The organism is Blattabacterium cuenoti, from assembly GCF_014251795.1.
Taxonomy (GTDB): domain Bacteria; phylum Bacteroidota; class Bacteroidia; order Flavobacteriales; family Blattabacteriaceae; genus Blattabacterium; species Blattabacterium cuenoti_AB.
This window is the reverse complement of record NZ_CP059201.1, coordinates 1-26,366: the sequence shown is the minus strand read 5'-3', so window position 1 is coordinate 26,366 and position 26,366 is coordinate 1. Positions and strand designations below refer to the sequence as shown.

Annotated in this window: 20 protein-coding genes and 1 other RNA gene; 10 read left to right on the top strand and 11 right to left on the bottom strand. The window is 24.4% G+C overall.

The genetic code is table 11. The annotated features are described in order from the left end of the window. Positions 1–15 precede the first annotated feature (15 nt). Entirely contained in the window at positions 16–1,266 is a 1,251-nt protein-coding gene (locus tag H0H55_RS00105; protein WP_238784164.1) for a peptidylprolyl isomerase, read from the top strand. Here the strand turns inward: H0H55_RS00105 and H0H55_RS00100 are convergent. Genes H0H55_RS00100 through folK form a run of 7 tightly spaced genes read right to left on the bottom strand, consistent with a single transcriptional unit; the run spans position 1,256 to position 9,705 of the window. Continuing rightward, the gene (locus tag H0H55_RS00100) at positions 1,256–3,013 is read right to left on the bottom strand and encodes an ABC transporter ATP-binding protein (protein WP_185861290.1); all 1,758 of its coding nucleotides are present in this window, start codon (positions 3,011–3,013) and stop codon (positions 1,256–1,258) included. The genes H0H55_RS00105 and H0H55_RS00100 overlap by 11 nt on opposite strands. Next, a complete protein-coding gene (gene truA, locus H0H55_RS00095; RefSeq protein ID WP_185861289.1) occupies positions 3,010–3,756 on the bottom strand; it encodes a tRNA pseudouridine(38-40) synthase TruA in 747 nt (248 codons plus the stop codon). The genes H0H55_RS00100 and truA overlap by 4 nt, the downstream gene beginning before the upstream one ends. A 13-nt stretch (positions 3,757–3,769) precedes the next feature. After that, on the bottom strand, positions 3,770–4,948 hold the full coding sequence (locus H0H55_RS00090; protein ID WP_185861288.1) for an aspartate aminotransferase family protein: 1,179 nt from the start codon (positions 4,946–4,948) through the stop codon (positions 3,770–3,772). Between the two features lie 18 nt (positions 4,949–4,966). Beyond that, positions 4,967–6,628: an OstA-like protein gene (locus H0H55_RS00085; protein WP_185861287.1), complete on the bottom strand. Its 1,662-nt coding sequence runs from the start codon at positions 6,626–6,628 to the stop codon at positions 4,967–4,969. An 18-nt stretch (positions 6,629–6,646) separates the two neighbouring features. Then, complete coding sequence (locus H0H55_RS00080) at positions 6,647–7,018, bottom strand: RidA family protein (RefSeq protein WP_185861286.1); 372 nt, start codon at positions 7,016–7,018, stop codon at positions 6,647–6,649. 6 nt (positions 7,019–7,024) lie between these two features. Next, the gene (locus H0H55_RS00075) at positions 7,025–9,169 is read right to left on the bottom strand and encodes a putative LPS assembly protein LptD (protein WP_238784163.1); all 2,145 of its coding nucleotides are present in this window, start codon (positions 9,167–9,169) and stop codon (positions 7,025–7,027) included. A gap of 29 nt (positions 9,170–9,198) precedes the next feature. Further along, on the bottom strand, positions 9,199–9,705 hold the full coding sequence (folK, locus tag H0H55_RS00070) for a 2-amino-4-hydroxy-6-hydroxymethyldihydropteridine diphosphokinase (RefSeq protein ID WP_185861285.1): 507 nt from the start codon (positions 9,703–9,705) through the stop codon (positions 9,199–9,201). Between the two features lie 72 nt (positions 9,706–9,777). Here folK and H0H55_RS00065 point away from each other — a divergent pair, with 72 nt between their 5' ends. The 7 genes from H0H55_RS00065 (at position 9,778) to lnt (ending at position 17,445) form a co-directional block, all read left to right on the top strand. Next, positions 9,778–10,818 carry a rod shape-determining protein gene (locus H0H55_RS00065; protein WP_185861284.1) on the top strand — a complete coding sequence of 347 codons (1,041 nt, stop codon included), beginning with the start codon at positions 9,778–9,780 and terminating at the stop codon, positions 10,816–10,818. A gap of 11 nt (positions 10,819–10,829) precedes the next feature. After that, positions 10,830–11,663 carry a rod shape-determining protein MreC gene (gene mreC, locus H0H55_RS00060; protein ID WP_185861283.1) on the top strand — a complete coding sequence of 278 codons (834 nt, stop codon included), beginning with the start codon at positions 10,830–10,832 and terminating at the stop codon, positions 11,661–11,663. 62 nt (positions 11,664–11,725) lie between these two features. Continuing rightward, on the top strand, positions 11,726–12,172 hold the full coding sequence (locus H0H55_RS00055; protein WP_238784162.1) for a hypothetical protein: 447 nt from the start codon (positions 11,726–11,728) through the stop codon (positions 12,170–12,172). Further along, complete coding sequence (gene mrdA / locus H0H55_RS00050; protein ID WP_185861281.1) at positions 12,169–14,073, top strand: penicillin-binding protein 2; 1,905 nt, start codon at positions 12,169–12,171, stop codon at positions 14,071–14,073. The genes H0H55_RS00055 and mrdA overlap by 4 nt, the downstream gene beginning before the upstream one ends. Then, positions 14,057–15,301, top strand: a complete 1,245-nt coding sequence (gene rodA, locus H0H55_RS00045) for a rod shape-determining protein RodA (protein ID WP_185861280.1) — start codon at positions 14,057–14,059, stop codon at positions 15,299–15,301. Before mrdA ends, rodA begins: the two co-directional genes overlap by 17 nt. Positions 15,302–15,344: 43 nt before the next feature. Beyond that, positions 15,345–15,746: a transfer-messenger RNA gene (ssrA, locus tag H0H55_RS00040) on the top strand. 58 nt (positions 15,747–15,804) lie between these two features. Beyond that, positions 15,805–17,445: an apolipoprotein N-acyltransferase gene (lnt, locus tag H0H55_RS00035; protein WP_185861279.1), complete on the top strand. Its 1,641-nt coding sequence runs from the start codon at positions 15,805–15,807 to the stop codon at positions 17,443–17,445. Here lnt and H0H55_RS00030 read toward each other — a convergent pair. After that, positions 17,424–18,977 carry an NAD(P)H-hydrate dehydratase gene (locus tag H0H55_RS00030; protein WP_185861278.1) on the bottom strand — a complete coding sequence of 518 codons (1,554 nt, stop codon included), beginning with the start codon at positions 18,975–18,977 and terminating at the stop codon, positions 17,424–17,426. The genes lnt and H0H55_RS00030 overlap by 22 nt on opposite strands. Positions 18,978–19,081: 104 nt before the next feature. Here H0H55_RS00030 and H0H55_RS00025 point away from each other — a divergent pair, with 104 nt between their 5' ends. After that, positions 19,082–20,263 (top strand): dihydrolipoamide acetyltransferase family protein, encoded by a 1,182-nt coding sequence (locus H0H55_RS00025; protein ID WP_185861277.1) that lies wholly within the window; start codon positions 19,082–19,084, stop codon positions 20,261–20,263. A gap of 4 nt (positions 20,264–20,267) precedes the next feature. Next, positions 20,268–20,759: an inorganic diphosphatase gene (locus H0H55_RS00020; protein ID WP_185861276.1), complete on the top strand. Its 492-nt coding sequence runs from the start codon at positions 20,268–20,270 to the stop codon at positions 20,757–20,759. Here H0H55_RS00020 and aspS read toward each other — a convergent pair. Genes aspS through nusA form a run of 3 tightly spaced genes read right to left on the bottom strand, consistent with a single transcriptional unit; the run spans position 20,751 to position 26,366 of the window. After that, positions 20,751–22,463 carry an aspartate--tRNA ligase gene (gene aspS, locus H0H55_RS00015; protein WP_185861275.1) on the bottom strand — a complete coding sequence of 571 codons (1,713 nt, stop codon included), beginning with the start codon at positions 22,461–22,463 and terminating at the stop codon, positions 20,751–20,753. The two genes, H0H55_RS00020 and aspS, sit on opposite strands and share 9 nt — an antisense overlap. 11 nt (positions 22,464–22,474) lie before the next feature. Next, a complete protein-coding gene (gene infB, locus H0H55_RS00010; RefSeq protein WP_185861274.1) occupies positions 22,475–25,072 on the bottom strand; it encodes a translation initiation factor IF-2 in 2,598 nt (865 codons plus the stop codon). A gap of 40 nt (positions 25,073–25,112) precedes the next feature. Beyond that, positions 25,113–26,366 (bottom strand): transcription termination factor NusA, encoded by a 1,254-nt coding sequence (gene nusA, locus H0H55_RS00005; protein WP_185861273.1) that lies wholly within the window; start codon positions 26,364–26,366, stop codon positions 25,113–25,115.

The window sequence follows — 26,366 nt, the reverse complement described above, 5'->3', positions numbered from 1 at the left end:
ATTAAAAAAAATGAGATGAAAAACTTGATTTATTTTTTTATAATGTTTTTTTGTATTTCTTCATTTTCTTATGGTTTAGATAAATTAAATGGTTTAGATAAATTAAGTGGAATTTCTGCAATAATTGGAAATGATATCATTTTAGATTCTGAAATTCAAAGTATTGATAAAAACAAATCATTTTGTCACAATAATGTTTTAAATGATATTATAATTCAAAAGTTAATACTTTTTTATGCAAAAAAAGATAAGAGTATACAAATTACTGATCAAGAATTACAAATGAAAATTCAAGAATTTTTATCAAAAGCTAGAAAAAAATATATAAATCAAGAAGAATTTTTAATACAACTTGAAAATAAAAATTTTTTAAAAGAGTTAAATGAAAAAATAAAAAACCAACAGTATATAGAAAAATACTATAATAAAATAACGGATGATATAGATGTTTCTCCAAAAGAGATAAAATATTTTATGAAAAAACATGCACCTTATACATCCAGAAAAGTATGTATTTCTTACGTAATTTTTTATCCTAAATTAAGTGAAATTCATAAAAGAAAAACAATTGATTTTTTAAATCAAATCAAAAAAGAAATACATTCTGATGCTGATTTTGCTATAAAAGCTATTTTATTTTCTGAAGACGATGATTCAGCATTCAAGGGGGGACTTGTCAAAGGAATACAAATCGATCATCTTTCAAAAAAATTTTCAGATTTAATTTCTTACTTAAAAGAAGGTGAAATATCTGAACCTTTTGAAACAGATTTAGGACTTCATATTATAAAATTGGAAAAAAAAATAAAAAATAAGGCTGATTTTAGACATATTTTAATTAAACCTAAATATGAAATAAATAAAATAAAATCGTTTGCAGAATTATTTAGAAAAAAAATTGTTAATCAAAGAATTAATCTAAATCAAACTCAAACTTTAGATTTTTTAAAAAAAAATAAAATAGGAGATGTTATTATCAAACATCAAATTTGGTTTGATGAAAACCAACTTTCAGAAAATATGAAAAAAGCATTACTTTTTATAAAAAAAGGAAAAATTACTAATCTTTATAAAGAAACTATAAATGGAAAAGAAATATTTATAATTTGTCAACTTTTAGATGAAAAACCTCCTAAACCTATTTCTTTGGAAGAAAATTATAATTTATTAAAAAAATTTGTAAAAAATGTAAAGAAAAAAGATAAAATACAAAATTGGTCAAATGAAATATTAAAAAAAACTTATTATATGAAAATCAATTGTTAATTTTTTTTTGAAAAGATTTTTGGTATAATCCAGCATAATATCCATTCAATTGAATTAATTCTTGATGTGTTCCTTTTTCCACAATATATCCTTTATCAATAGCTAATATTTTATCGGAATTTTCTAATGTGGAAAGACGATGAGTGATGATAATTGAAGTTTTATGCTTTGTTAAAAGATCTGTAGCATGATAAACCATTTTTTCCAATTCATTATTTAATGAGGTAGTTGCTTCATCTAATATCAGGATAGAATAAGGATGCATTTGAACTCGTAAGAAAGAAATTAATTGTTTTTCTCCAAGAGATAATAAACTTCCTCTTTCTTTGACTATGAATTTATATCCATTAGGTAAAGATGTAATAAAATTATGTATTCCTATTTTTCTTGCCATATTTTCTATTTGATTCATGCTAATAGATGGATCTCCTAAAGTAATATTATTGATAATAGAATCATTAAATAAAAAAGTATCTTGTGTAACTACTCTGATATGAGATCTTAAACTTTTTAATTCTACATCTTGAATAGAATGTCCATCAATCCAAATACTTCCTTTTTTTATTTCGTATAACCTAGAAATCAAATGAGTGATCGTAGATTTTCCAGACCCTGTTGATCCTACTATTGCAACTTTTTCTCCTGGTCTAATTTCAAAAGAAACTCCATTCAATACCATTTCATTGTTTATATAAGAAAAATAAACATTATTAAATACAATATGTCCCCTTAATTTTTTTAAACGTAAATTTCCTTTATTAATAACAAATTCTTCAGAATTTAGTATGGAAAATATACGCTCTATTCCAACTATTCCTCTCTGTATAATGTTAAATCTATCAGCCATTTGCCGCATAGGACGAAAAAGGAGATAAATAAAGAAAATAAAAGCAATAATTTGACCAGGTTTAACATTTTCTACTTCAATTGCATGAAATCCTCCATAAAATATAATAATACTTATTGTGACTGCGGAAATGATTTCTACTATGGGAAAAAAAATAGAAAAATAAAAAATAGTTTTAAAATGAGCATTCATTAACTTACTATTAATAGATTTGAATTTTAAATATTCTTTTTTTTCTTTATGAAAAAGTTGAATGATAGACATTCCTATAATATTTTCTTGTAAAAAACTATTTAAACGTGAAGTTTGAACACGTTCTTCATAAAACGTTTTTTTCAATGTTTTTTGAAAAAAACGAGTGACAATATACATCAAAGGAATAGTTAAAAAAACTATAAAAAAGAGTTTTTTATGAACTGTATACATCATAATGATAATCATAATAATTCTCAAAAAATCTCCAAAAACTAACAAAATTCCATCATTAAATATGACTGTTATAGTTTCTATATCTGACACAGAATAGGATACTAATTTTCCTATTGGAGTTTTATTAAAAAAAGAATTATTAAAATGTAATAATTTTTCAAATAAAAGAATTCTGATTTTTTTTATTACATTTTGTGCTAATATATTAGATAAATACAATAGAATAAAATGAAATATACTTTCTAAAAAAAGAAGGAAAACTATTAATATTAATAGATTTTTCAATCCTAAAAAATCTTTATAAAGAATATGAATATCTATAGCTTTTTGTATTAATTTAGGACGATAAGCTGAAATGAAGGAAATTAATATGGAAGTTATAATTGTTGATATTAATATCAGTTTATAATCTAAACTAATTATAACAAGTTGTATTAAGGAGTATTTTTTTTTATTCAAATTTTCTTTCATAAAAAAATATCTTCTGGATAGAGAATTTTTGTTAAAAATAAACCACATGCAGGAACTATCAATTTGCAAAAATTAGAATTTTTTAATTCTATAATTTTTACAAATTCATCTATATTAATTTTATTTCTTCCCACATCAACAAGTGAACCAACAATAGCTCTAACCATCGATCTTAAAAATCGATTAGCTTCAATAGTAAAACATAAAACATTTTTTTTTTCAGACCAAGAAGCGTGATAAATTTCACATATATTATTTTCTTTTTCATTAGTTCTTTTTTTTTTACAAAAAGAACTAAAATCTTTATATTTTAAGAGTTTTTTTGAAGCTGTATTCATTTTTTTAATATTTAGTGGATAGAAACAGTACCAAGAAAAATCTTCATAGAAGATATTTTTTTCACGCGTCAAATAATATTTGTATGTTCGTTTAATAGCATCAAATCTTGCATGAATATTTTTTTTGACTGGAAAAATATTGAATACTTTAATAGATTTAGGTAAGAAAATATTTAACCGGTTTACAAAATCATTTTTAATTATTTTTTCATAATCAAAATGAGCAAACATTTGTTTAGCATGGACACCTGTATCCGTTCTACTAGCCCCTATAACATTTATAGACGTTTTTAATAATTTTGATAAACAATATTCTAGTTTTTCTTCTACTGTGATTACTTTTCTTTGAATTTGCCATCCAAAAAAATACTTACCATTGTAAGCTAATTCAATAAAAAATCTCAATTACATTATTTTTTTAAAGTCTATTTAAACTTTCAATAATAATAGAACATCCTTTTTGGATTTCTTCTTTTGTTATAGTTAATGGAGGGGATATGCGTAAAAAATTTCTATGAAATAAAAAAGGAAATAATATTAATCCTTGTTTTATACAATTTTGTAAAACTTTTTCTACTATATCTTTATTTTTTAATTCAAAAGATAAAAAAAGACCTTTTCCATGAATATTTTGAATTTCATTATGAACTAAATATTTTCTAATACACTTTTCTTTTACTAATACTTGTTCCATTATATTGGAATTGATTAATTGATCTAAAGTAGCTAAAGAAGCAGAAGCGGAAACAGCATTTCCTCCAAAAGTGGTTAAATGTCCTAAAGGAATAAAAGTTTTCATTATTTCTTGAGATGATACAAATCCACTAATAGGCATGCCTCCTCCCATTCCTTTTCCCATTACTAATATATCAGGAATAATATCATAATGTTCAAATGCAAAAAGTTTTCCTGTTCTTCCAAATCCAGTTTGGATTTCATCAAGAATCATTAAAGCATTTTTTTTATTGCACTGTTTTTTTACCTCTTTTAAAAAAGAACAATTAGGTAAGATAACACCAGAAGAACATTGAATAGTTTCCAAAATAACACAAGCCGTTTTTTCCGTAATAGTATTAATTAATTCTTCTATATCATTAAACGTAATAAATTTAACTAATGGTAATAAAGGTCTGAAAGGTCTTTTATAATCTTCATATCCCATGATACTTATAGAACCATGAGTACTTCCATGATAAGACCATTTACAAGATATTATTTCTTCTTTTCTTGTATAACATTTTGCTAATTTCAAAGCTCCCTCTACAGCTTCTGTTCCAGAATTAACTAAATAAGTAGTACTAAGTGGATATGGAATATTTTCTGATATTTTTTTACAAAGCCTTACACAAGGATCTTGTATAAATTCTCCATAAACCATAACATGTAAGTATTTATCCACTTGTTTTTTTATAGATTCTTTGATTTTTTTGTTTCCATGTCCTAATATGTTGACGGAAATACCTGATACAAAATCTAAATATTTTTTACCATCTTTTCCATAAATATAACTACCTTCAGCACGATCTACTATAATACTCATGGGATATGGATTAATTTGAGTTTGATATCGAAAAAAATCTTTTTTTAATTCTTTCATAAGAATTTGATTCTACTTTTATCTTATCATAGCTTTAATTTCTTTTTTTTCTAAAAAGTTTTCTTTTCTATATTTATCTATTTCTTGATCAACAAAGGATTTTTTATCATTTTTTGGTTTATATTTTTCTTTCCAAGAAAATTTAGGAAGATAAAAAATCTTGTTAGGAGTTTCTTTGTTGATTGGAATTAATTCTGAACATGTTTCTTTGGCACAAGAAATTTTTCTTATTTTTTTTAATTTATCTAAATAAATAGATAAAATATCACAACGTAATCTATTAATCATTTTTATTTCTTTGTCGTATTTGATAAAAATAATACCATGGATGTTTCCTTGAAACATTATTTTTTCCAAAACATTTGTTGTATCAAAAAATATAGTCATCATATCTCCTTCTATTTGATTAAATTCTTTTGAATTTATTTTTTCTATATAAAAAGCATTTTTAACAATTTTGATATATTTAATAAAATCATTTTTTAAATGAACACAGATATTTTTTCCAGTAATTTGTTTATTTTTACCAAAAAAAAATATAGGATTTCCATTTAATTTTATATAATCATTTGATGATTCATAATTGAAAAAATCACACTTTCCTTTGATATTAATAGATTCAAAAAAGATTTTCATAGAAAAAGATTGAATGGAATATGTATAATTTTTATGAATATTTATTTTTAAAATACTTGAATAAATAAAAACTGAATTATTATTCAGTTTTTTGATGATTATTGGATTTTCTTTTAAAATTAAAAAACCAGAATGAAAATCAAATTTTCCATATCCACTTATTAAAAAATATTTTTTCTTGAAATCTTCTAGAAGAATATTTCTTATAAATCCATATTTTTTTTTCTGATCAAAAAATAAGTATTTTCCTTTTATAATTTGATCATTATAATGAATACTTACATATTTTTCAAATAAAAATATTTTTTTTTGAAACAAAAATAGTGCTTTTTTAGCATAAAGAAAATTATTAAAATTTGTATTCTGCATTATGACAACCGTATTATTAAAATTGATTTGATTTTTATTAAGTAAATATTCTAATGTGTTTGCATATGCAGTATAATTTTTGCTAATTAATTTAATTTTATGCTTTAATTCTATCTTATTTTTTTTAATATAAAAAAAACCTTCTTTACTGCATATAATATAATCTCCATAATGAATCATACTTTTTTTTTTGTAGGAAATACAATGTAATCGGAAATTATATTCTAATAAATTAGTAGTTAATTTGATTTTATCAAAAAACAAAACAACATTATCAACAGCTTGAAGTAATTTTTTATCAAAATTATAATTTATTATTTTTGATTTTAATTTTATTTTTCCTTGATATAAAATTACATTTCCTGATAATTGAAAATTAAAAAAATCTCCTACTATATTTTTAGATATTATTTTATTTTTTTCAGATTCTAATCTTACATTTCCATATCCATGAAACTTATTATTTTTTTTGTTATATGTAATTTTATCACAAAAAAGATGGTATTTTTTATATTTTAAATGAACATTTCCTATTAAAAAAAAATTTGAATTATGGTCATAATTTTGTATAATGTCAGAATGAATGATTTGTATTTTTACAGGTGTTTTTCTTTCATTAGAAAATGAAAATGAAAACGTTTCAAAAATAAAAAAAATTATAAATACATATTTCACAATTTATAATATGAATAATTAATTTTTACATGCTATTAAAGATATTTCAATATTTGCATTATTAGGAAGACCGGAAACTTGTATAGTTTCTCTAGCTGGATAATTTCCATGAAAAAATTTTTGATACACATTATTGATTTTAGGCAAAAAACTCATCTCCTTTATAAAAACGGAAGTCTTTATAACATTTTGAAATCCTATTTTATTCTTTGAAAGAATTATTTCGATATTTTCCATTACTTTTTTTGTTTCCATTTCTATATCCATTTTTTGAGTATCCATATTTTTTGCTATTTGACCTGAAATGAATAAAAAGTCTCCAGCAATCACACATGTATTATACGGTCCATAAGATGGAATTTTCTCTATTGAAAATTTTTTTGTTATCATGATTAATTAGTTTTTCTCATTATATTGTATAATATTTCTAAAATTAGGATCTTTTAATCCTATAAAAAAAGACCATGAACGATTTTTGATCCAATTCAAACTCATTTCGAAACTTCTCAAATCTCTATTAAAAATAATATTTGCTAATATTATTTTATTTTTTAATACATCATAATCTGTATTAAAATTGATTTTCCAATATTTTGTGATATTTACAGATCCATTCAAATTTAAAAAAGTATTAAATAATTGTTGTTTTTTGAACAAATTTTTTTTGTAATTAAGATGAAAATCAATTTTTAAATTGATTGGAATTGGATATTTTGCATAATTTTTTTGATCAAAAAAAAAGTAATCATAACGATTTTTTCCCTTTTTTTGAAATTTATCTTTTACAGGAATCAAATTGATTTCATGCTTAGAAGAAAGATAAAAATCAAAATATGTTGTCTTATTTTTTTCAAAATTTATTCCTGATTTATATTTTGCTTTAAAATTTTTTATCAGATCTATATTACCCATGATATGGAAATTTTCCCATTTAATTAAACTATCGTTAATCATAAATGAGGTATTGATTTCTTTTAAAATTTCTACTTTTTTATAATGATTCCATGAATTTTTTATTATCCAATCATTATTTAAAATAAAATTTATTCTTTTTTCAAAATGATTTTTTACGTTATAAAAAATAGGAGGATAGTATATCATATGAAAAAATAAAATCGGTTTTATTTGATGTTTTAATAACATAGTATTTTTTATTTTCCAAATTTTATGGAATGGAATCGATACTACATTTGTTGATAAATTTATTTTTTGAAAACTAGAAAAATCAAAATATGGAAAATTCCACATGTAAAAATCCTCATATAAAATTTTAGAGGAAATTCTTAAATAAGGGTCAAAAAAAGGAAAATAAGCAGTGACACTCATATCATGATTCAATTTAGGATAAAAATCCTTAGTTTTACAAAAATTTGTCAAATTTTGAAAATCAAATCTATTTTCAAAATTTATTCGATTTACAAAGTATTTTTTATTTAACAATATATTATATGTATGCAAAATGAATTCTGGAATAATAAATTGAATTTCCTTTTTTTCATGATTTTGAATCATATAAAAATCGATAAACCATAAATAGTTAGAAAATTTTTTTCTTATGTTGATATAAGAAAAAATTGCATCTTTATGAAAAAGATTATCATAATTAACATTTGCATGAAAATTTATTTCGGAATCAGATTTGAAATCTGAATTATGTTCCCACTGAAATAGAAAATCTTTTTCTTTTTGATTATAAAAATTATAATTAATCAATCCATGATCAACATGTTTGAATTTATATTTTATGCTTGTTTGAATTTTCCATTTTTCAATATTATATATTGATGTTGTGATGCTAAAATTTAAAAAATTAGAAATCGGAAAAAATAAACCAAAATCTTCCATGTATATTCTTTTATTTTGAATACCGAATTTTGGATATATAATACCATAAGATGGTTGTTTTGATTTCGAAGGTATATATAAAAAAGGTAAAAAAATAGGCATTGGTACTCCATACCAATAGAATAAAATTGGTCCAGAAAAAATGGATTTTTTTAAAAAAGAATATTTCAAATAATTTGTTTTTAAATAAAAATCAGGAAAATCATCTTTTTTTTTTAAAAAAAAAGGATCTGATATGTATGTAATTTTTTTCATCAAAAAATCATTTTTTCTTTTAATTATATCATGAGCAATTATAATATGATTTTTTTCTTTTACATATAAATCTTTTGCTTCTCCTATTTCATTATTTAAATTAAAATGAATTTTACTAAAAAAAAATTCTCGATTTTCGGTTCTTAAAAAAACCGATTTTTCGTTTGATTTTGCATATAAATCACCATTTTTCCAATTAAATTCGATATAATCAGCTTCAATTTTTGAATTTTTATATTCTATTGAAGCTTGTCCTTCTAAATATGATTTTCCTTCTTTAATATCATGTTCTTGTATATTTGATCTGTATTTTATAATATCTTTTAAAAAAGATAAATCGTTTTTTTTATCGTTTTCTTTTTTTTCATTTCCGTAAAAAATGGAAGTAGAAGTATAAGAAATAAGTAATATGATATAAAAAAAAATTCTAATTTTTTGCAAGTTTTTGATTTTTTATTTCGTAAAATTCATTACAAAATTTTTTTTACATGTAATTTATCTATGCATAATCCTAACATTTCTAATATAGTTAGATGAAATATTGGATGATTTTTATTCTGATCAATTTCACACATAGGTTCTAAAACAAATCTTCTTAAATGTAACAATGGATGTGGAATTGTCAAAATGGAACTATGTATAATGATATCATCATAAAACAAAATATCTATATCTATTTCTCTGTTTTGATATTCTTTTTTTTTTTTTTCGAAAAAATTTTTTTTTCTCCCTATTATAAATTCTATTTTTAAAATTTTTTTTAAAATATCAATAGGAGAATAATTTGTTTTGATATGCAAAACTCTGTTATAAAAAACAGGAGAATTTTTCATATTCCATGCCTCACTTTCGAAAATCGATGAAGTTTTAATAACTTCACCGATTTTTTTAGATATTAAAATTAAAGATTTATCTAAATATATTTTTTTATTTTCTTTGTTACTTCCTTGTAACAAGAATACATCATGTTCTTTCAAAAGAAAAAATTATTATAACATATTTAATATACTGAAAAACTGTATTTTTATATAATATTATTAATTAATTTAATGGGATTAGTAGTAGATTTTATGAAGAATCTTTTTACTCAAGAAATAGCTATAGATTTAGGAACAGCAAATACATTGATTATGCATAATAATAAAGTTATAGTTGATTTACCTTCAATAATAGCTATAGATGTAAGGACTAAAAAAGTGTTAGCAGTAGGGGAAGAAGCTAAACAAATGCAAGGGAAAACACATGAAAATATAAAAATATATAAACCATTAAAAGATGGGGTAATTGCAGATTATCAAGTAGCAGAATTAATGATTAAAGAATTTATTAAAAAAGTTCCAGGAGTAAATAACAAATTTTTTACTCCATCTTTAACAATGGTTATTTGCATTCCATCAGGAATAACGGAAGTAGAAAAAAGAGCAGTTAAAGATTCTGCACAACATCTAAATGCTAAAGAAGTTTATTTAATTGAAGAACCTATGGCGGCGGCTATTGGTTCAGGTATCTCTGTCACAAAACCAGAAGGAAATCTGATTATAGATATAGGAGGCGGAACTACAGAATGCGGGGTTATAGCTTTAGGTGGAATAGTCTGTCAGAAATCTATCAAAATAGCTGGAGATGTATTTACTAATGATATAGCCTATTTTTTACGTTCTAAATACAATCTGTATATTGGAGAACGAACTGCCGAAAAAATAAAAATAGACATAGGAGCTGCTATGGAATCCATAGAAAATCCTCCAGAAGATATTCATGTACAAGGGAGAGATTTGCCCACAGGAAAACCTAAAGAAATGAACATTTCTTATAAAGAAACAATACCAGCTTTAGATAAATCAATATTACGAATTGAAGATGCAGTTATGGAAACTCTTTCTCGAACTCCACCAGAACTTGCCGCAGATATTTATAAAACGGGAATATATATGGCAGGAGGAGGTTCTCTTTTAAGAGGTTTAGATAAAAGAATTTCAAATAAAACAGGTCTTACTGTTTCTTTAGTGGAGGATCCTTTGAGAGCAGTAGTAAAAGGAACAGGTGTTGCGTTAAAAAACATTGATAAGTTTACATTTCTAATGAAATAGGGTTGAATTTTATGCGTGAATTTTTTAGTTTTTTTTTTAAATGGCGTTTACTGATCTTTTTTTTATTATTGGAATCCACTGCTATTTTCCTTTCTTTTTCAGATTCAAAATTTCATCAATATATTTATGCTGGTTCTTCAAATTTCATGATTGGAAAAATTTATGAAAACATTTATAACTTACGTAGTTATTTTTCACTAAAAATTGAAAATCAGAAACTTTTAAATGAAAATAAAAGATTACATAATAATCAAATATCTTCTAAAATAAAGAAAATATCTAAGGATATTCAAATAAACGATGTTCATTATTTACAACAATATACTTTTACTCCAGTACAAATCATAAATAATAGTATTCATGAACAAGCTAACTATATCACGATTAATAAAGGCAGTATAGATAAAATCAAACCAGATATGGGAATTATATTACCCAATGGAATTGCAGGAATTATTATAAAAACTTCACCACATTTTAGTATTGCAATTTCTATTTTAAATCCAAAAATTAAAGTTAATGCAAGATTAAAAAGAAATAAATATTTTGGAACTTTAAGTTGGGATGGACTGGATCATGAATATGTCGTTTTATATGATATTCCAAGATATTCTAGTATACATAAAGGAGATATTGTAGAAACGGATGGAAAATCAGCTACCTTTCCTGAAGGAATTACAATTGGAAAAGTCCATTCTTATAAACTAGATGAAGAACATGCCAATTATGTTATAAAAGTAAAACTCATGGCCAATTTTTCAACAATAGAAAATGCTTATGTTGTAAAAAGTTTGTTTAAAAAAGAATGGGATGACGTTCAACTTTATAAAGTTGAAAATAAATAATGAATTTCATTAAAGACTTTATGATTTTTATATTTTACATTTTGATTCTTTTTTTAATTCAAATGTCAATAATAAATTGTTTGGTTTCAGGCATTCATTCTTATATATATATTCTTTTTATATTAGTATATCCATATAATTCAAATCAATTTATATTTTTGTTTTTATCGTTTTTGATAGGATGGATCTTTGATCATTGTATGAATACTGGAGGGATTCATGCTTTTTCTTCTACTTTATCTGCTTTTTTAAGACTGAAATTTTTACAATTTTTTGATGGAAAAAATTTTGTAAATAAGAATAATTTTTCAATTCATGAATTGTCTTTTATTAGGAAAACACTTTATATATTTTCATTAGTCATTACACATCATTTTTCTTTATTAATATTAAAAATATTGAAGGAAACTAATTTCAACCAAATTATTTTATTTAGAACAATATTTAGCAGTATTTTTACAACTATTTTATGCATTATATATTTTTTTTTCAGAAAAATTAAACATTGAAAAAATTATATAAATTTTATATTTTATTAAGTTCTGTGGGTCTGATTTTGATAATCAGACTGTTTTATATACAAATCTATACAGAAAAGTATATTCTGAATGCTTTTAATACCTCTATTAAACAAGAAATCATTATTCCTGAAAGAGGATCTATTTTCGATAGAAATGAAAATTTATTGGTTTTCAATAAATCTATTTATGAATTAATAGTTATTCCTATTCTTATAGATGAACATTTTGATATTATAGAATTTTGTAATCTTGTAGGAATTGATAAAAATATTTTCTTTAAAAATTTAGATAAAGCAAAAGCCTATTCTAAATATTTACCTTCTGTTTTTTTACCTTTTATTTCAAAAGAAAAATTCGCTACTATACAAGAAAAACTTTATAAATACAAAGGTTTTGATTGGACAAAACGTTCTTTAAGAGATTATAAAATAGAAAGTTCAGCTAATATTTTAGGATATATAGGGGAAGTGACTCAAAAAGATATAAAAAAAGAATCTAGTTATTATCAAATGGGAGATTTTATTGGTTGGGCTGGAGTAGAAAAATCTTATGAAAAAATTTTAAGAGGAAAAAAAGGAATAAAATATTGGTTAAGAGATAGAAAAGGATGTATTATAGGAAGTTATAATAATAGTAAAAATAATATTAAAGCTATAAGTGGAGATGATATTTCTTTAACTATAGATTTGAATTTACAAAATTATGCAGAACAATTAATGTATCAAAAAAAGGGAGGAATTGTAGCCATAAATCCTAAAAATGGAGAAATTTTATCATTGGTATCTAGTCCGATTAATAATCCTAATTTATTTGTAGGAATCAATCGATCTAAAGAATTTAAAAAATTGATAAAAAATACAATAGATAATCCTTTATTTGATAGAACAACACAAGCTCGTTATCCTCCAGCTTCTCCATTTAAATTAATTACTGAATTAGCAGGACTTCAAATGGGAGTAGTAAACACTAATACTACTTTTATATGTTATAAGGGATTTAAATATGGAAAAAAAAGAATCCATTGTCATTCTGGAATTCATGGATTACCTATAGGAATAGAAACAGCTGTTGCTGTTTCTTGCAATAATTATTTCGCACAAGTTTATAAACGTGTTATTGAAAAATATCCTAAAAATTTGACAAAAGGAGTTAATGAATGGAGTGATATTGTTAAAAGTTTTGGTTTTGGAAATTACTTATATAACGATTTAGCGACGGGAGAAAAAGGGATTATTCCATCTGGTGATTATTATAATAAAAAATATGGGAAAAAAAAATGGAATGCCATAACAATTATTTCTAATAGTATTGGACAAGGTGAAATTAATGTAACTCCTATACAGTTAGCTAATATGGTTTGTGCTATAGCGAATCGTGGATTTTTTTATACTCCACATATAGTAAAACGAATTAATCATCAAACTATATCTAATCCAAATTATACTACAGCTAAACAAACCAAAGTTAAAAGAAAACATTTTGATTTAATTATTAATGGAATGGAAAAAGTTTTCATGATTGGAACAGGTAGAAATTTTAAATCATCTGATATTAGAATGGCCGGAAAAACAGGAACAGCTCAAAATTTTATTCAAGTCAATCACAAAATGATTTCTTTACCAGATCATTCAATTTTTATATTATTCGCTCCAGTAGAGGATCCTAAAATTGCTATTTCTGTTGTGATAGAAAATGGAGGATTTGGTTCTCGTTGGGCTGGCCCTATCGCTAGTCTTGTTGCGGAAAAATATATTAAAAATCATGTGAATAGAAAAAATCTTGAAAAAAAAATCATGACTTCAGGACTTCAAAAAACATATAATTCTATAGCAAGAATGAAAAAATTAAATGACTTTTACATAAAAAATTATATTGACAAAAAGAAATAAAATATTGCTTAAAAATATAGATTGGATCGTTGTAATTTTTTATATCATTATAATTTTTTTTGGATGCATCAATTTATATTCTGTTTCTCCAGAGAAAGCAGAAAAACAATTAATATGGATTTTATTGAGCTTTATTTTCATATTTTTTATTTTTTTATTTCAACCTATTCATTATAAACATATAACTCCATTTTTATTCATATTTACGTTATTTCTTCTGATTGGAGTATTTTTTTTCGGAAAAAATATAAATGGATCAAAATCTTGGTATGTTTTTGGACCTATTAGTTTCCAACCATCTGAATTGGCTAAAATATCAACATCTTTAATCATAGCTCATATTATGAGTCAAGAGAATAATATAGAGAATAATAAAAAAACACTTCTATATATATCTATTATATTAGTGTTACCTGCTTTTTTAATATTTTTACAACCTGATCCTGGTTCTTCTATAGTTTTTTCTTCTTTTCTTCTGACTCTGTATAGAGAAGGATTATCTATATCTTTTATATTTTATTTTTTATTTTTTATTTTTTTATTTGTTGTTTCATTAAATTTGTCTCCTTGGATTATAGTTTTATTTTTATTCATAATTTTTATTCTTCTCTTTTTTTTTAAGAAAAAAATATCATTGATTGATTTATTCTTTTATATATTTTTATTTGTTAGTTTTTCAGTTTGTTCTATTTTATCTCCATTTCTCTTTCAAAAATTTTTAAAACAACATCATAAAGATAGAATCAATATTTTATTTAAAAATGAATTTGATAGAAAATATAGAGATAATGTAGGATATAATTTATTATATTCTAAAACGGCTATTGGTTCTGGAAAATTTTTTGGAAAAGGATATCAAAAAGGAACTGTAACAAAAGGAAAATTTGTTCCTGAACAACATACTGATTATATTTTTTGTACAGTAGGAGAAGAATGGGGGTTCGTAGGAAGTATTATTTTGATAATATTTTATTTATTATTTATTAGTCGTATTTATTTTTTATCTGAGAGACAAAAAGATGTATTTGGAAGAATTTTTGGATATTCAGTTGGTAGTATTCTTTTTATTCATCTGATTATTAATTTAGGTATGGTTATGGGTCTTTTTCCTACAATAGGAATTGTTTTACCTTTTTTTAGTTATGGAGGATCTTCTTTTTGGTCTTTTACTGTTTTATTATTTATCTTTGTTAGAATAGATGCATCAGATCAAACTAGTTTGATTTAATTTTGTTCTAAAGAAAATAGAAAATAAAAATTAATTGTTATGAGGGGCTGATTTTGGATTTGACAGCAAGACTAAGTAATAAAGGAAAGCATATCGTGTCACGTAAGGTATTACACGAAAATCAAGCGTTACAAAATATACAAATGGCGAAAAAGAATACGCTTTTGCTGCTTAATGATAAATCATTATAGCTGAGTCTGCAAAAAATGCAGAAGCAAAATATCTCTCAGTAATTTTTTCCTTATAATTGCTGATTTAGAGGTACTAAAAATTAAGGATAAGAAAATAGATGATTCTTAAGTTTTCTGAAATTATATTTTGAATCTTAAATTTTTTTTCAAGATCCAAAACTTGAATGAAAATGAAAAATATTTTTTGGATAAATATGTAGAAATCTTTTATACTACTTGTTTGGACGCGGGTTCGAATCCCGCCAGCTCCATATTATAATTTTATAAAAAATAAGAAAAATTGAGTTTTTTATATATAGTGTATTATCTGGAATGTTTCTAGGATTTGGATGGCCTACTGAAGGTTCTCCCATGTATTTATTTATCGCTTTTGTTCCTCTATTGTATATAGAAAATTATTCGAATCATTCTTTTTTTAAAATTTTATTATTTTCTTTTATCACTTTTTTAACATGGAATGCCATTTCTACATATTGGTTGTCTTATGCAAAAAGAACTAATGGTAGTTTCGCTATAGAAGCTTATTTAAGTCCTGTGTTACTTAATGCTTTATTTATGTCAATTATTTTTTCTTTTTATTCATGGATTAAGAAACATGTCAAAGAAAAAAGAATAGGGTATGTATTTTTAGTTTGCTTGTGGATTTCATTCGAAAAAATGCATTTTGAGTGGGAACTATCTTGGCCATGGCTAAATTTAGGAAACGGTTTTGCTAATCGTACGGAATGGATTCAATGGTATGAATATACTGGAATTTTAGGAGGATCCATATGGATATGGATAGTGAATATTGGATTTACGGAATCCATTTTACAATATGAAAAGGATAAGAATATTATATCCTTATACAAAAAAATATTTTTTAATATAGGAATAATTTTTGTCATGATTTTTATATCAAATTTTATATATATAAAATATAAAGAAGATTATGACCGTCCTGCAAATATATTAATTCTGCAGCCTAATATTGATCCATACCGTAAGAAATATTCTATTTCTACAGATGAATTAATTTCAAAATTAAAAAGATTAATAGATAAAAAAATATCTAAAGAATCTATGATTATTATAGCTCCTGAAACTACCTTTCCAGGGAAAGGAAATAAAATACCAATAAAAAATATAAATCAAAATAAAATTATTTCTGAATTTCAGAATTATTTAAAAAGTAAATCTCCAAATACAGTATTTATAACAGGAGTAGAATTACTCACTTTCTATCATAAAAATAGAAGTAAAACTTCCATTCCTATTTTTTCAAAGAAAACAAAAAGTATACAATGGATAGATATTTTTAATTCAGTAATTAAAATAGGAGCTAATCAAAATATCGAACTTCATCATAAATCTAAATTGGTTCCAGCAGTAGAAACTTTTCCTTATAAAAAAATTTTTTCACCTATATTAGGAAATATATTACTTAATTTTGGAGGAACTGTCATGGAACTTGGAAAAGAAAGTTCTCCTTCTGTTTTTCAATATCCTCATTTAGGAATTAAAATAGCTCCTATTATTTGTTATGAATCTGTTTTTGGAGAATATGTTTCTAATTTTTTTAAAAAACAAAATGTGGAATTAATAGTTATTATTACTAATGATGGATGGTGGGGTTTATCACAAGGACACAAACAACATCTGTATTATGCCCGTATTAGAGCAATTGAAAATCGAAAATATATAGCTCGATCTGCAAATACAGGGATTTCTTGTTTTATTAATGAAAAAGGAGAAATTGTAACCTCTTTACCTTATGATAAAGAAGGTTTTTTATACCAAAAAATATATCTCAATAAAAAGGAAACTTTTTATATTAAATATGGGGATTGGATTTCGAAAATTTGTTTTTTTACAACAATCATGATTATATTATACACAATTATATATAATATTGGAAATTACTTGTTTCATTCAAAAAAAATGAAAACGAATCAATTCCAAATTTTAATTTGAAGATAAGCTTTTCCTATATGATTAACAATATCATTAGCAATGATAGCTTCTTGACTTAATTTTTTTGATGCAATATCTCCTGCTAATCCATGTAAATAAACACCCATTATACATGATTCTTTTGAAGAATAACCTTGAGATAATAAACTCATGATCATACCAGTAAGCACATCTCCACTTCCAGCTGTTGACATTCCTGCATTTCCTGTACTATTAAAATATAGATGACCGATAGGTGTTGAAATAACGGAATGTGCTCCTTTTAATACTATGAAAATTTTATATTTTATAGACATTTTTTTTAAAAAAAATAATTTTTCATAATCATTTTTCCATGATATACATAATAATCTTTGAAATTCTTTTGGATGTGGAGTCAGAATTGTTCCTTCTGGAAGGATATCTAATAATTCTAATTTATGAGATAATATATTTATGGCGTCTGCATCAATTACCATAGGTATTTTTTTATTTTTTAATTTTAATAAAAGAGATTCTACAGCATACCTAGTTTTAGGATGAAATCCAATTCCCATACCTATTCCTATTGCATTGATATTCTCATTATCAAGATCTAAATCAATATTACTAATCCAATGTTTGTTCTTATCTGTATTTACAATAGCTTCTGGAAGTGTATTTTGAATCATTTCATATCCGCAATTAGGTACATATATACTTAATTTTCCTATTCCAGTACGAAAGCTAGCAATTGCGGAAAGTATAACAGATCCTATCATGCCAAAACTTCCTCCTACAATTATTCCATGACCATAATTTCCTTTATGTGAAAATTTTTTTCTTCTCTTTTTTTTATATATAGCATGAATACACATATTATCTATGTAAAAATTATCAGTTTGTATTTTTTGAATGAAATCATCTTTCCATCCGATATTTATTAAATACCATTTTCCAATATAATCTTCATAATTTGGTAGTAATAAAGGTAATTTTGGAATTTGGAAAGTTAAAGTATGAGTAGCCTTGATTATTTCTTCAAAATTTTCATTATCTTTTTCAATAAAAAGTCCAGATGGAATATCTATTGATATAACTGATTTAAATTTTTTTTTATTTATATAGTGAAAAAAAGATTTCCAATATTTATTATTAATAGGACGATTGAATCCTATTCCAAAAATAGCATCGATAAGATAACTTTTTTCATTTAGAATAGGGAATTCTTCATTTTCATTAATTTTTTGATAATTTATTTTATGCTGTAATATTTGATTTTTTTTTATGAAAAATTCATTTGAAAAATGATTAGAAATGTTAACTATATATACAGAAACTGTTGCTCCATATGAACGTAACATCTCAGACAAAAAGAGTCCATCTCCTCCATTATTTCCATTTCCTACTAATACTATAAATGGAATTTTTTTAACTTGAAAATATTTATGACGAATAATCCAATTAAAACAATTTTTAGCGGCTCTTTCCATCAACTGAATGGAAGATATTGATTCGGAATCAATACAATATTGATCTGCTTTTCTAATTTGATTTAAAGAAAGAATTTTCATTTTTTAAAATGAATTTATTATTTTTGATTTTATAAGTTATAAATTTTATATTTTTAGATTGTGAAATCTGATTAGTATCTGCAAATATAAAACGATTAATCTAGATGTCCGAGTATAATTTGACCCTTCCAGCCATGGGTGAAAGTATAGCTGAGGCTACTATCATTCGTTGGTTAAAAGAAGAGGGAGATTCTATAAAGAAAGAAGATCTTTTGGTAGAGATAGCTACCGATAAAGTCAATTCTGAAATATCTTCCCCTGTAAACGGTATATTAAAAAAGAAATTATTTTCGCCTAATGAAGTTGCTAAAGTGGGGAGTTTTATTGCTATTTTAGAAACAGAAGAAAATTTATCTTTTGATGATTTACCAATAGAAAAAAACAAAAAACGTTTTTATTCTCCTCTTGTCCGTACTATTGCTAAAAAGGAAGGAATCAGTTTTTATGAATTGGAAACAATAGAAGGAACTGGAGAAAAAGGACGTATTACTAAAAAAGATATATTAAAATATATTCGTATTAAAAAAAATAATATTCCTAATAGGATTATTGATATAAACAATGATAAAAATGAAGAAGAAATAATTGAAATGGATAGAATGCGTAAAATTACTGCAGAACATATGATGAGAAGTAAAAATATTTCTGCACATGTTACTTCTTTTGTTGAAGCGGATGTGACTAATATAGTCAAATGGAGAGATAAAATAAAAGAGACCTTTCAAAAAAATACAGGAGAAAAATTGACTTTAATGTCAGTTTTTGTAGAATGTGTGGTAAAAGCTATAAAAGATTTTCCTATGATCAATATTTCTGTAAATGGAACAAGTATAATAAAAAAAAGAAATATCCATATAGGATTAGCGACTGCTTTACCCAATGGGAATTTAATTGTTCCTGTTATAAAAAATGCAGATTCTTATAATTTAGTAGGATTAATAAAAATTATTAATGATTTAATAAAAAGAGCGAAATCTAATCAATTAAAACCTGAAGAAACTCAAGGTGGGACTTATACTATTAGTAATATAGGTAGTTTTGGAAATTTTTTTGGTACACCAATTATACATCAACCACAAGTTGCAATTATGGCAATAGGTTTCATTCAGAAAAAATTATCTATAATAGAAACTCCAAAAGGAGATTTAATAGGAATAAGACATAAAATTTATTTATCTCATTCCTATGATCATCGTGTTATAGATGGGGTTTTAGGTGGATGTTTCGTTAAAAAAGTCGCTTTGTATTTAGAAAAATTTAATTGTAATATCACAACACAAAATTAAAATTATGAAAATTAGCTTTGATGCACTCATTGAAATTCCTAAAGGAAGTAGAAATAAATATGAATTTGATAAAAAAAATAATCTAATTCGATTAGATCGAGTATTGTACTCTCCTATGAGTTATCCAACGGATTATGGTTTTATTCCAAAAACTCTTTCTCTAGATGGAGATCCATTAGATGTATTAGTTTTTTTAACAGAACCTACAATTCCAGGTTGTTTGATAGAAGTGAAACCTATAGGAATTTTTTTTATGATAGATGAAAAAGGAGAAGATGAAAAGATTATTTGTGTTCCCGTTGCAGATCCTAATTATAATATTATAAATAATATTGATGAAATCGCATTACATACAAAAAAAGAAATAGAACATTTTTTTTTAGTTTATAAAGACTTAGAAAACAAAAAAGTAAAAATAGGAAATTGGAAAGATCAAGAGGAGGCTATTTCTGTATACAAACAATCTTGTTTGCGATATAAGAATCATTTAACGTAAGTGTAATTCTTTCAATTTTTCTTTTTCTAAAAAGTATGGAGCATTTGTCATCATATCTTTTCCATAATTATTTTTTGGAAAAGCAATGAAATTTTTTATATTTTTATTTCCTTCTAAAAGATTCACTAGTCTGTCTAATCCGAAAGCTATTCCTCCATGAGGAGGGACTCCATATTCAAAAGCTTTTAGAAAAAAACCAAATTTAGATTCTATTTCTTTTTGAGATAATCCTAAATGTTTAAAAATTAAATTTTGTATATTTTTGTTATGAATACGTATCGATCCACTTCCTATTTCTATTCCATTTATAATTAAATCATAAGATTGAGAACGAACATTTTTTGGATTTTTTTTCAAAAAATGAATATCTTCTTCTTTTGGACTGGTGAAAGGATGATGTACAGATTTATATTTATTGGATTTATCTTCCCATTCTAAAAGTGGTAAGTCTTTTATCCATAAAGGTTTAAAAATTTTAGAATTGTTTAGATTCAACAAATCTGCTATTTTAAGTCGTATTTTTCCAAGTTTTTCTCGAGTTTCTTTTTTTTCACCATAAGAAAAAAATAATAAATCACCGGGACTAGCTTTAAAATGTTGAACAAAAATTTTTATAATCTCCTTATTTAAAAAATTTTTTTTAGAAAAAAATAAAGTTTTATTATATGAGTATTTTATCCAGAAAAAATTCTTGTTTTTTGTTGTTTTTAAAAAAGAATTCATTTTATCATTATCATGAATGTTATAGCATTTTTTAATTTGAATTCCTATCACTAATTCTTGTGTTTTTAAAAAATTAATATTTTTGGTTTTAACTAAATTATTAAACTCCAAAAAAGACATATCAAAACGAATGTCAGGGGTATCTGTTCCATACATTTTAATAGCATCAGAATAAGAAATAGAAGGAAAAGAATCTAATTTAATGTTTCTAATTTTTTTAAATATATGTTTTATGAAATACTCAAAAAATTTTAATACATCATATACTTCCACAAAAGACATTTCACAATCTATTTGTGTAAACTCAATTTGTCTATCAGAACGAGAATCTTCATCCCTAAAACATTTGACGATTTGAAAATATTTGTCTATTCCTCCAATCATCAATAATTGTTTAAATAATTGTGGAGATTGTGCTAATGCATAAAATTGATTAGGATGTATTCTGGAAGGAACTACAAAACTTCTAGCTCCTTCTGGAGTATAATTTATCAACATAGGAGTTTCTATTTCTAAAAATCCATTATCAGAAAGAAAATTACGAATTTCCATAGTTAAATTATGACGAATCATCAAATTTTTCTTCATAATATTTCTTCTAATATCAAGATATCGATAAATCATTCTAATTTCTTCATTTCCATCTGTTTCATTTTCTATAGTAAATGGAGTTGATAGTGATGGATTTAACAAATCTATATGTGATACTAAAATTTCTATTTCACCTGTAGGAATGTTGTAATTTTTAGATAATCTTTTGACTACTTTTCCTTTTATTTTAATTAAAAATTCTTTACCTAGAAAGGTATTTTCTTTCATTAATTTTTTAGAAATAATTAATTGTGTGATGCCAAAATAATCTCTAATGTCTATGAATAATAAAGATCCTAAATTTCTTATTTTTTGAATCCATCCAGACAATATTACTTCTATACCAATATCTTTTAAACCTAATTCTCCACAATTATGTGTTCTGTACATGATTTTTTGTTTTATTCAGATAATTCTTCATAAACTTCTATAAGATCTCCAGGTTTAAGATTATAATAATTTTTTATTCCTAATCCACATTCATACCCTTTTGAAACTTCTTTTGCATCTTCTTTAAAACGTTTAAGAGAAGTAAATTCTCCATTATTATGAATAACAATCCCTTCTCTAATTAGTCTTACTTTTGCTTGACGTAATAATTTTCCTTCTATGACCATACATCCTGCTATGATTCCTATTTTTGGAATTTTAAAAATCTCTCTAATTTCAGCATTTCCTAATATTTTTTCTCTTATTTCAGGAGATAACATTCCATCCATTGCTTCCTGAATATCATTAGTAACGTCATATATAACTGAATAAGTACGTATTTCTATATTTTCTTTTTTTGCTATATTTCTAGCTCCAATATTAGGACGAACATTAAACCCTATAATAATAGCATCTGAAGCACTTGCTAACAAAACATCAGATTCTGTAATCTGACCTACACCTTTATAAATAATATTGATCATAATAGTATTTGTAGATAATTTCTGAATAGCATCAGCAATAGCTTCTACTGATCCATCCACATCTCCTTTAATAATAATTTTGAGTTCTTTAAAATCGCCTAATGCTATTCGTCTTCCGATTTCATCCAATGTAAGATGTTTTTGAGCTCGTATATTTTGTTCTCTTTGCAATTGTTCTCTTCTAGAAGCAAGTTGTTTAGCTTCTTTTTCATCTTTAAATACCTTAAATTTATCTCCAGCTGTAGGAGCTCCATTTAACCCTAAAATGGTAATAGGTTTTGATGGTCCTGCTGATAAAATTGATTTTCCTCGTTCATCTAAAATATTTTTTACTTTTCCATGATGACTTCCTGCTAAAACATAATCTCCTACTTTTAATGTTCCTCCTTGTATAAGTAAAGTTGTAATGTATCCTCTTCCCTTATCCAAAGAAGCTTCAATTACAGTTCCTATTCCAGGTTTATCTGGATTAGCTTTTAAATCCAATGATTTAGAAACTAAAATAACTATTTCCAATAGTTTATCTATTCCAGTTCCTAATTTTGCAGATATTTCCTGAGTTGGATACTTTCCCCCCCATTCTTTTACTAAAAAATTTAAATGAGCTAATTGTTCTCTAATTTTATCCGAATTTGCATTAGATTTATCCATTTTATTAAAAACAAAAATAATAGGAACACTAGCTGCTTGAGCATGACTAATAGCTTCTTTAGTTTGCGGCATGATCTGATCATCCGCTGCTATAACTATAATTGCTATATCTGTTATTTGTGCCCCTCTTGCTCGCATAGCAGTAAAAGCTTCATGACCAGGTGTATCTAAAAAAGTAATACTTTGACGATTGGAACATTCGACGCTATAAGCTGCTATATGTTGAGTAATCCCACCTGCTTCGCCTGCAATCACATTAGTATTTCTTATATAATCTAGTAAAGATGTTTTCCCATGGTCAACATGTCCCATAACAGTGATAATAGGAGGTCTAGGTTTTAAATTTTCTTCTAAATCTTTATCATCTTGAACTGCTTCTTCTAAATCCATTCCAATAAATTTGACATTGAATCCAAATTCATCTGCAACTAAAGTTAATATTTCTGCATCTAATCTCTGATTCATAGTAACCATTATCCCCAAAGACATGCAAGAAACAATTACATCAGTAGCATTAACTTTCATCATAGAAGCCAATTCATTGACAGTGGTAAATTCAGCTAACTTAAGAACTTTTTCTTCTTTTTTTATTTCTATTTGATTTTGTATAAGCTTTTTTTCCTTTTTAGACTGACGTTTCTCTTTTCTAATTTTCGAAGCTTTTGACTTGATTCCTTTAGAAGATAATTTTTCTAAAGTTTCTTTAATTTGTTTTTTTATTTGTTCATCAGTAATTACCGATTTTTGTGTATTTCTTTTATTTTTAGATTTATTTTTATCTATCTTTCTTTCATTTACATGAGAAAATTTTTTGAAGGAAGATTTTTTCTCTTTATTTTGTTTTTTTTCTGTAGAAACATCTTCAAAAAAAATTTCTTTTTTAATTCTTTTTCGTTTTTTTTTGATTTCTGATTTTGTTCTTCTTTTTTCAAATTGAGATAAATCTATTCTATCTCCCGTTAGCATAACTCCATCTAATTTCTGATAAATAGTATCAATATGCTCAGGTTTATTGTTATTTTTTAATTGATTTTCTATTTTTTTTTCTTGATATAAGTTATTTTTTTTTTCTTCTTTATTCGCATATCTTTTATCTAATGTATCAATATCTATTTTCCCTATTTTTTTGAATTTAATTAGGTTTTCTGATTTTGCACGTATAATTTGATAACTCTGAATATGTTTTGATTTTAATAATTCCTTTTTTATTTTGTCTTTTTCCATTCTTTTTTGCAAAAAAACTTTTTCAGACGCATCTCGTATTTCCTTATAAGTTTGAAATTCTCTAACAAGAGATTTATACACTTGTTCTTCTATTTTTGCGTTAGGATTATTTTCTATTTCTATTCCTTTTTTTTTTAAAAAACTAATTACTCTTTGTAAGGAAATATTAAATTTGGTGAGTACTGTTTTTAATCTGATTTTATCAGTCATATCAAAATATAATAAGAAAAGAAATAAAGATATTATAAAATTATGTATTTGTGTTGAATTCTTCTTCAAATTCTTTTCTCAATATAGTAAATACTTTATTTATAATCTTTTCTTCGAGATTAGTACGTTTTTTTAAATCATTTTTTCCATAATTTAAAACAGATTTTGCAGTATTTAAACCTACTTTATGAAATCTTTCTAAAACTTCTGATTCAATTTCATCAGAAAATTCTGTTAATTCTACATCATCTTCATAGGGAAAATCTCTAAATATATGAATTTTATACCCTGTTAATTGACTAGCTAATTTTATATTTTGACCTCCTTTTCCGATTGCCTTTGATATTTCTTCAATTTTGACATATACATTAACATATTTATATTCTTCATTTACTTCCATCATAGAGATTTTAGCAGGACTTAAAGATCGTGTAATATATAGCTGTATATTAGAGGTATAATTGATAACGTCAATATTTTCATTTTTCAACTCTCTCACAATAGGATGAATTCTAGATCCTTTCATTCCGACACAAGCTCCAACTGGATCTATGCGATCATCATAAGATTCCACAGCTACTTTTGCTTTTTCTCCTGGAATACGTGCTACTTTTTTTACTGTAATTAAACCATCAGAAACCTCTGGGATTTCTAATTTAAAAAGTTCTTCTAAAAAAGATTCATCTTTTCTAGTGAGTATAGCAAAGGGTCGATTATCTTTCCAATCTACTCTTTTAATTAAAGCTCTAACTGGATCTCCTTTTCTGAAAAAATCACTTGGAATTTGTTCTTGTTTTGGTAACACCATTTCATTTTGTTCATCATCCCTCATGATGATTTGTTTCGGTAAAATATGATAGACTTCAACATTAATAATTTCTCCTATTTTATTTTTAAATTTCTTATAAGTATTTGTGTTATCATATTCGTTAATTTTAGAGAGTAAATTTTGTCTTAGAGATAAAATGCCTCTTCGTCCTAAAGATTGTAATTCTACCTTTTCTGTTACTTCTTCTCCTATTTCAAAATCAGGTTCTATTTTTCTTGCTGCAGAAAGTTCTATTTCTTTATTCATATTTTTTATTTTTCCATCTTCCACTACTATCCGATTTCTCCATATTTCTAAATCCCCTTGGTCTGGATTGACAATAATATCGTAATTTTTCGATGATTCATATTTTTTTTTTAAAACACATCGAATAGATTCTTCTAAAATGGCCATCAGACTCATTCTATCTATATTTTTTTCATATTTAAAATTTAAAAAGGAATCTATTAAAGCTTCATTATCCAT

Excerpts from the sequence above, each read along its gene's own strand:
- H0H55_RS00105 (WP_238784164.1), top strand. The coding sequence starts at position 16 with ATGAAAAACTTGATTTATTTTTTTATAATGTTTTTTTGTATTTCTTCA.
- H0H55_RS00100 (WP_185861290.1), bottom strand. The coding sequence starts at position 3,013 with ATGAAAGAAAATTTGAATAAAAAAAAATACTCCTTAATACAACTTGTT.
- H0H55_RS00090 (WP_185861288.1), bottom strand. The coding sequence starts at position 4,948 with ATGAAAGAATTAAAAAAAGATTTTTTTCGATATCAAACTCAAATTAAT.
- H0H55_RS00080 (WP_185861286.1), bottom strand. The coding sequence starts at position 7,018 with ATGATAACAAAAAAATTTTCAATAGAGAAAATTCCATCTTATGGACCG.
- H0H55_RS00065 (WP_185861284.1), top strand. The coding sequence starts at position 9,778 with ATGGGATTAGTAGTAGATTTTATGAAGAATCTTTTTACTCAAGAAATA.
- mreC (WP_185861283.1), top strand. The coding sequence starts at position 10,830 with ATGCGTGAATTTTTTAGTTTTTTTTTTAAATGGCGTTTACTGATCTTT.
- H0H55_RS00055 (WP_238784162.1), top strand. The coding sequence starts at position 11,726 with ATGTCAATAATAAATTGTTTGGTTTCAGGCATTCATTCTTATATATAT.
- lnt (WP_185861279.1), top strand. The coding sequence starts at position 15,805 with ATGTTTCTAGGATTTGGATGGCCTACTGAAGGTTCTCCCATGTATTTA.
- H0H55_RS00030 (WP_185861278.1), bottom strand. The coding sequence starts at position 18,977 with ATGAAAATTCTTTCTTTAAATCAAATTAGAAAAGCAGATCAATATTGT.
- H0H55_RS00025 (WP_185861277.1), top strand. The coding sequence starts at position 19,082 with ATGTCCGAGTATAATTTGACCCTTCCAGCCATGGGTGAAAGTATAGCT.
- H0H55_RS00020 (WP_185861276.1), top strand. The coding sequence starts at position 20,268 with ATGAAAATTAGCTTTGATGCACTCATTGAAATTCCTAAAGGAAGTAGA.
- aspS (WP_185861275.1), bottom strand. The coding sequence starts at position 22,463 with ATGTACAGAACACATAATTGTGGAGAATTAGGTTTAAAAGATATTGGT.
- infB (WP_185861274.1), bottom strand. The coding sequence starts at position 25,072 with ATGACTGATAAAATCAGATTAAAAACAGTACTCACCAAATTTAATATT.
- nusA (WP_185861273.1), bottom strand. The coding sequence starts at position 26,366 with ATGGATAATGAAGCTTTAATAGATTCCTTTTTAAATTTTAAATATGAA.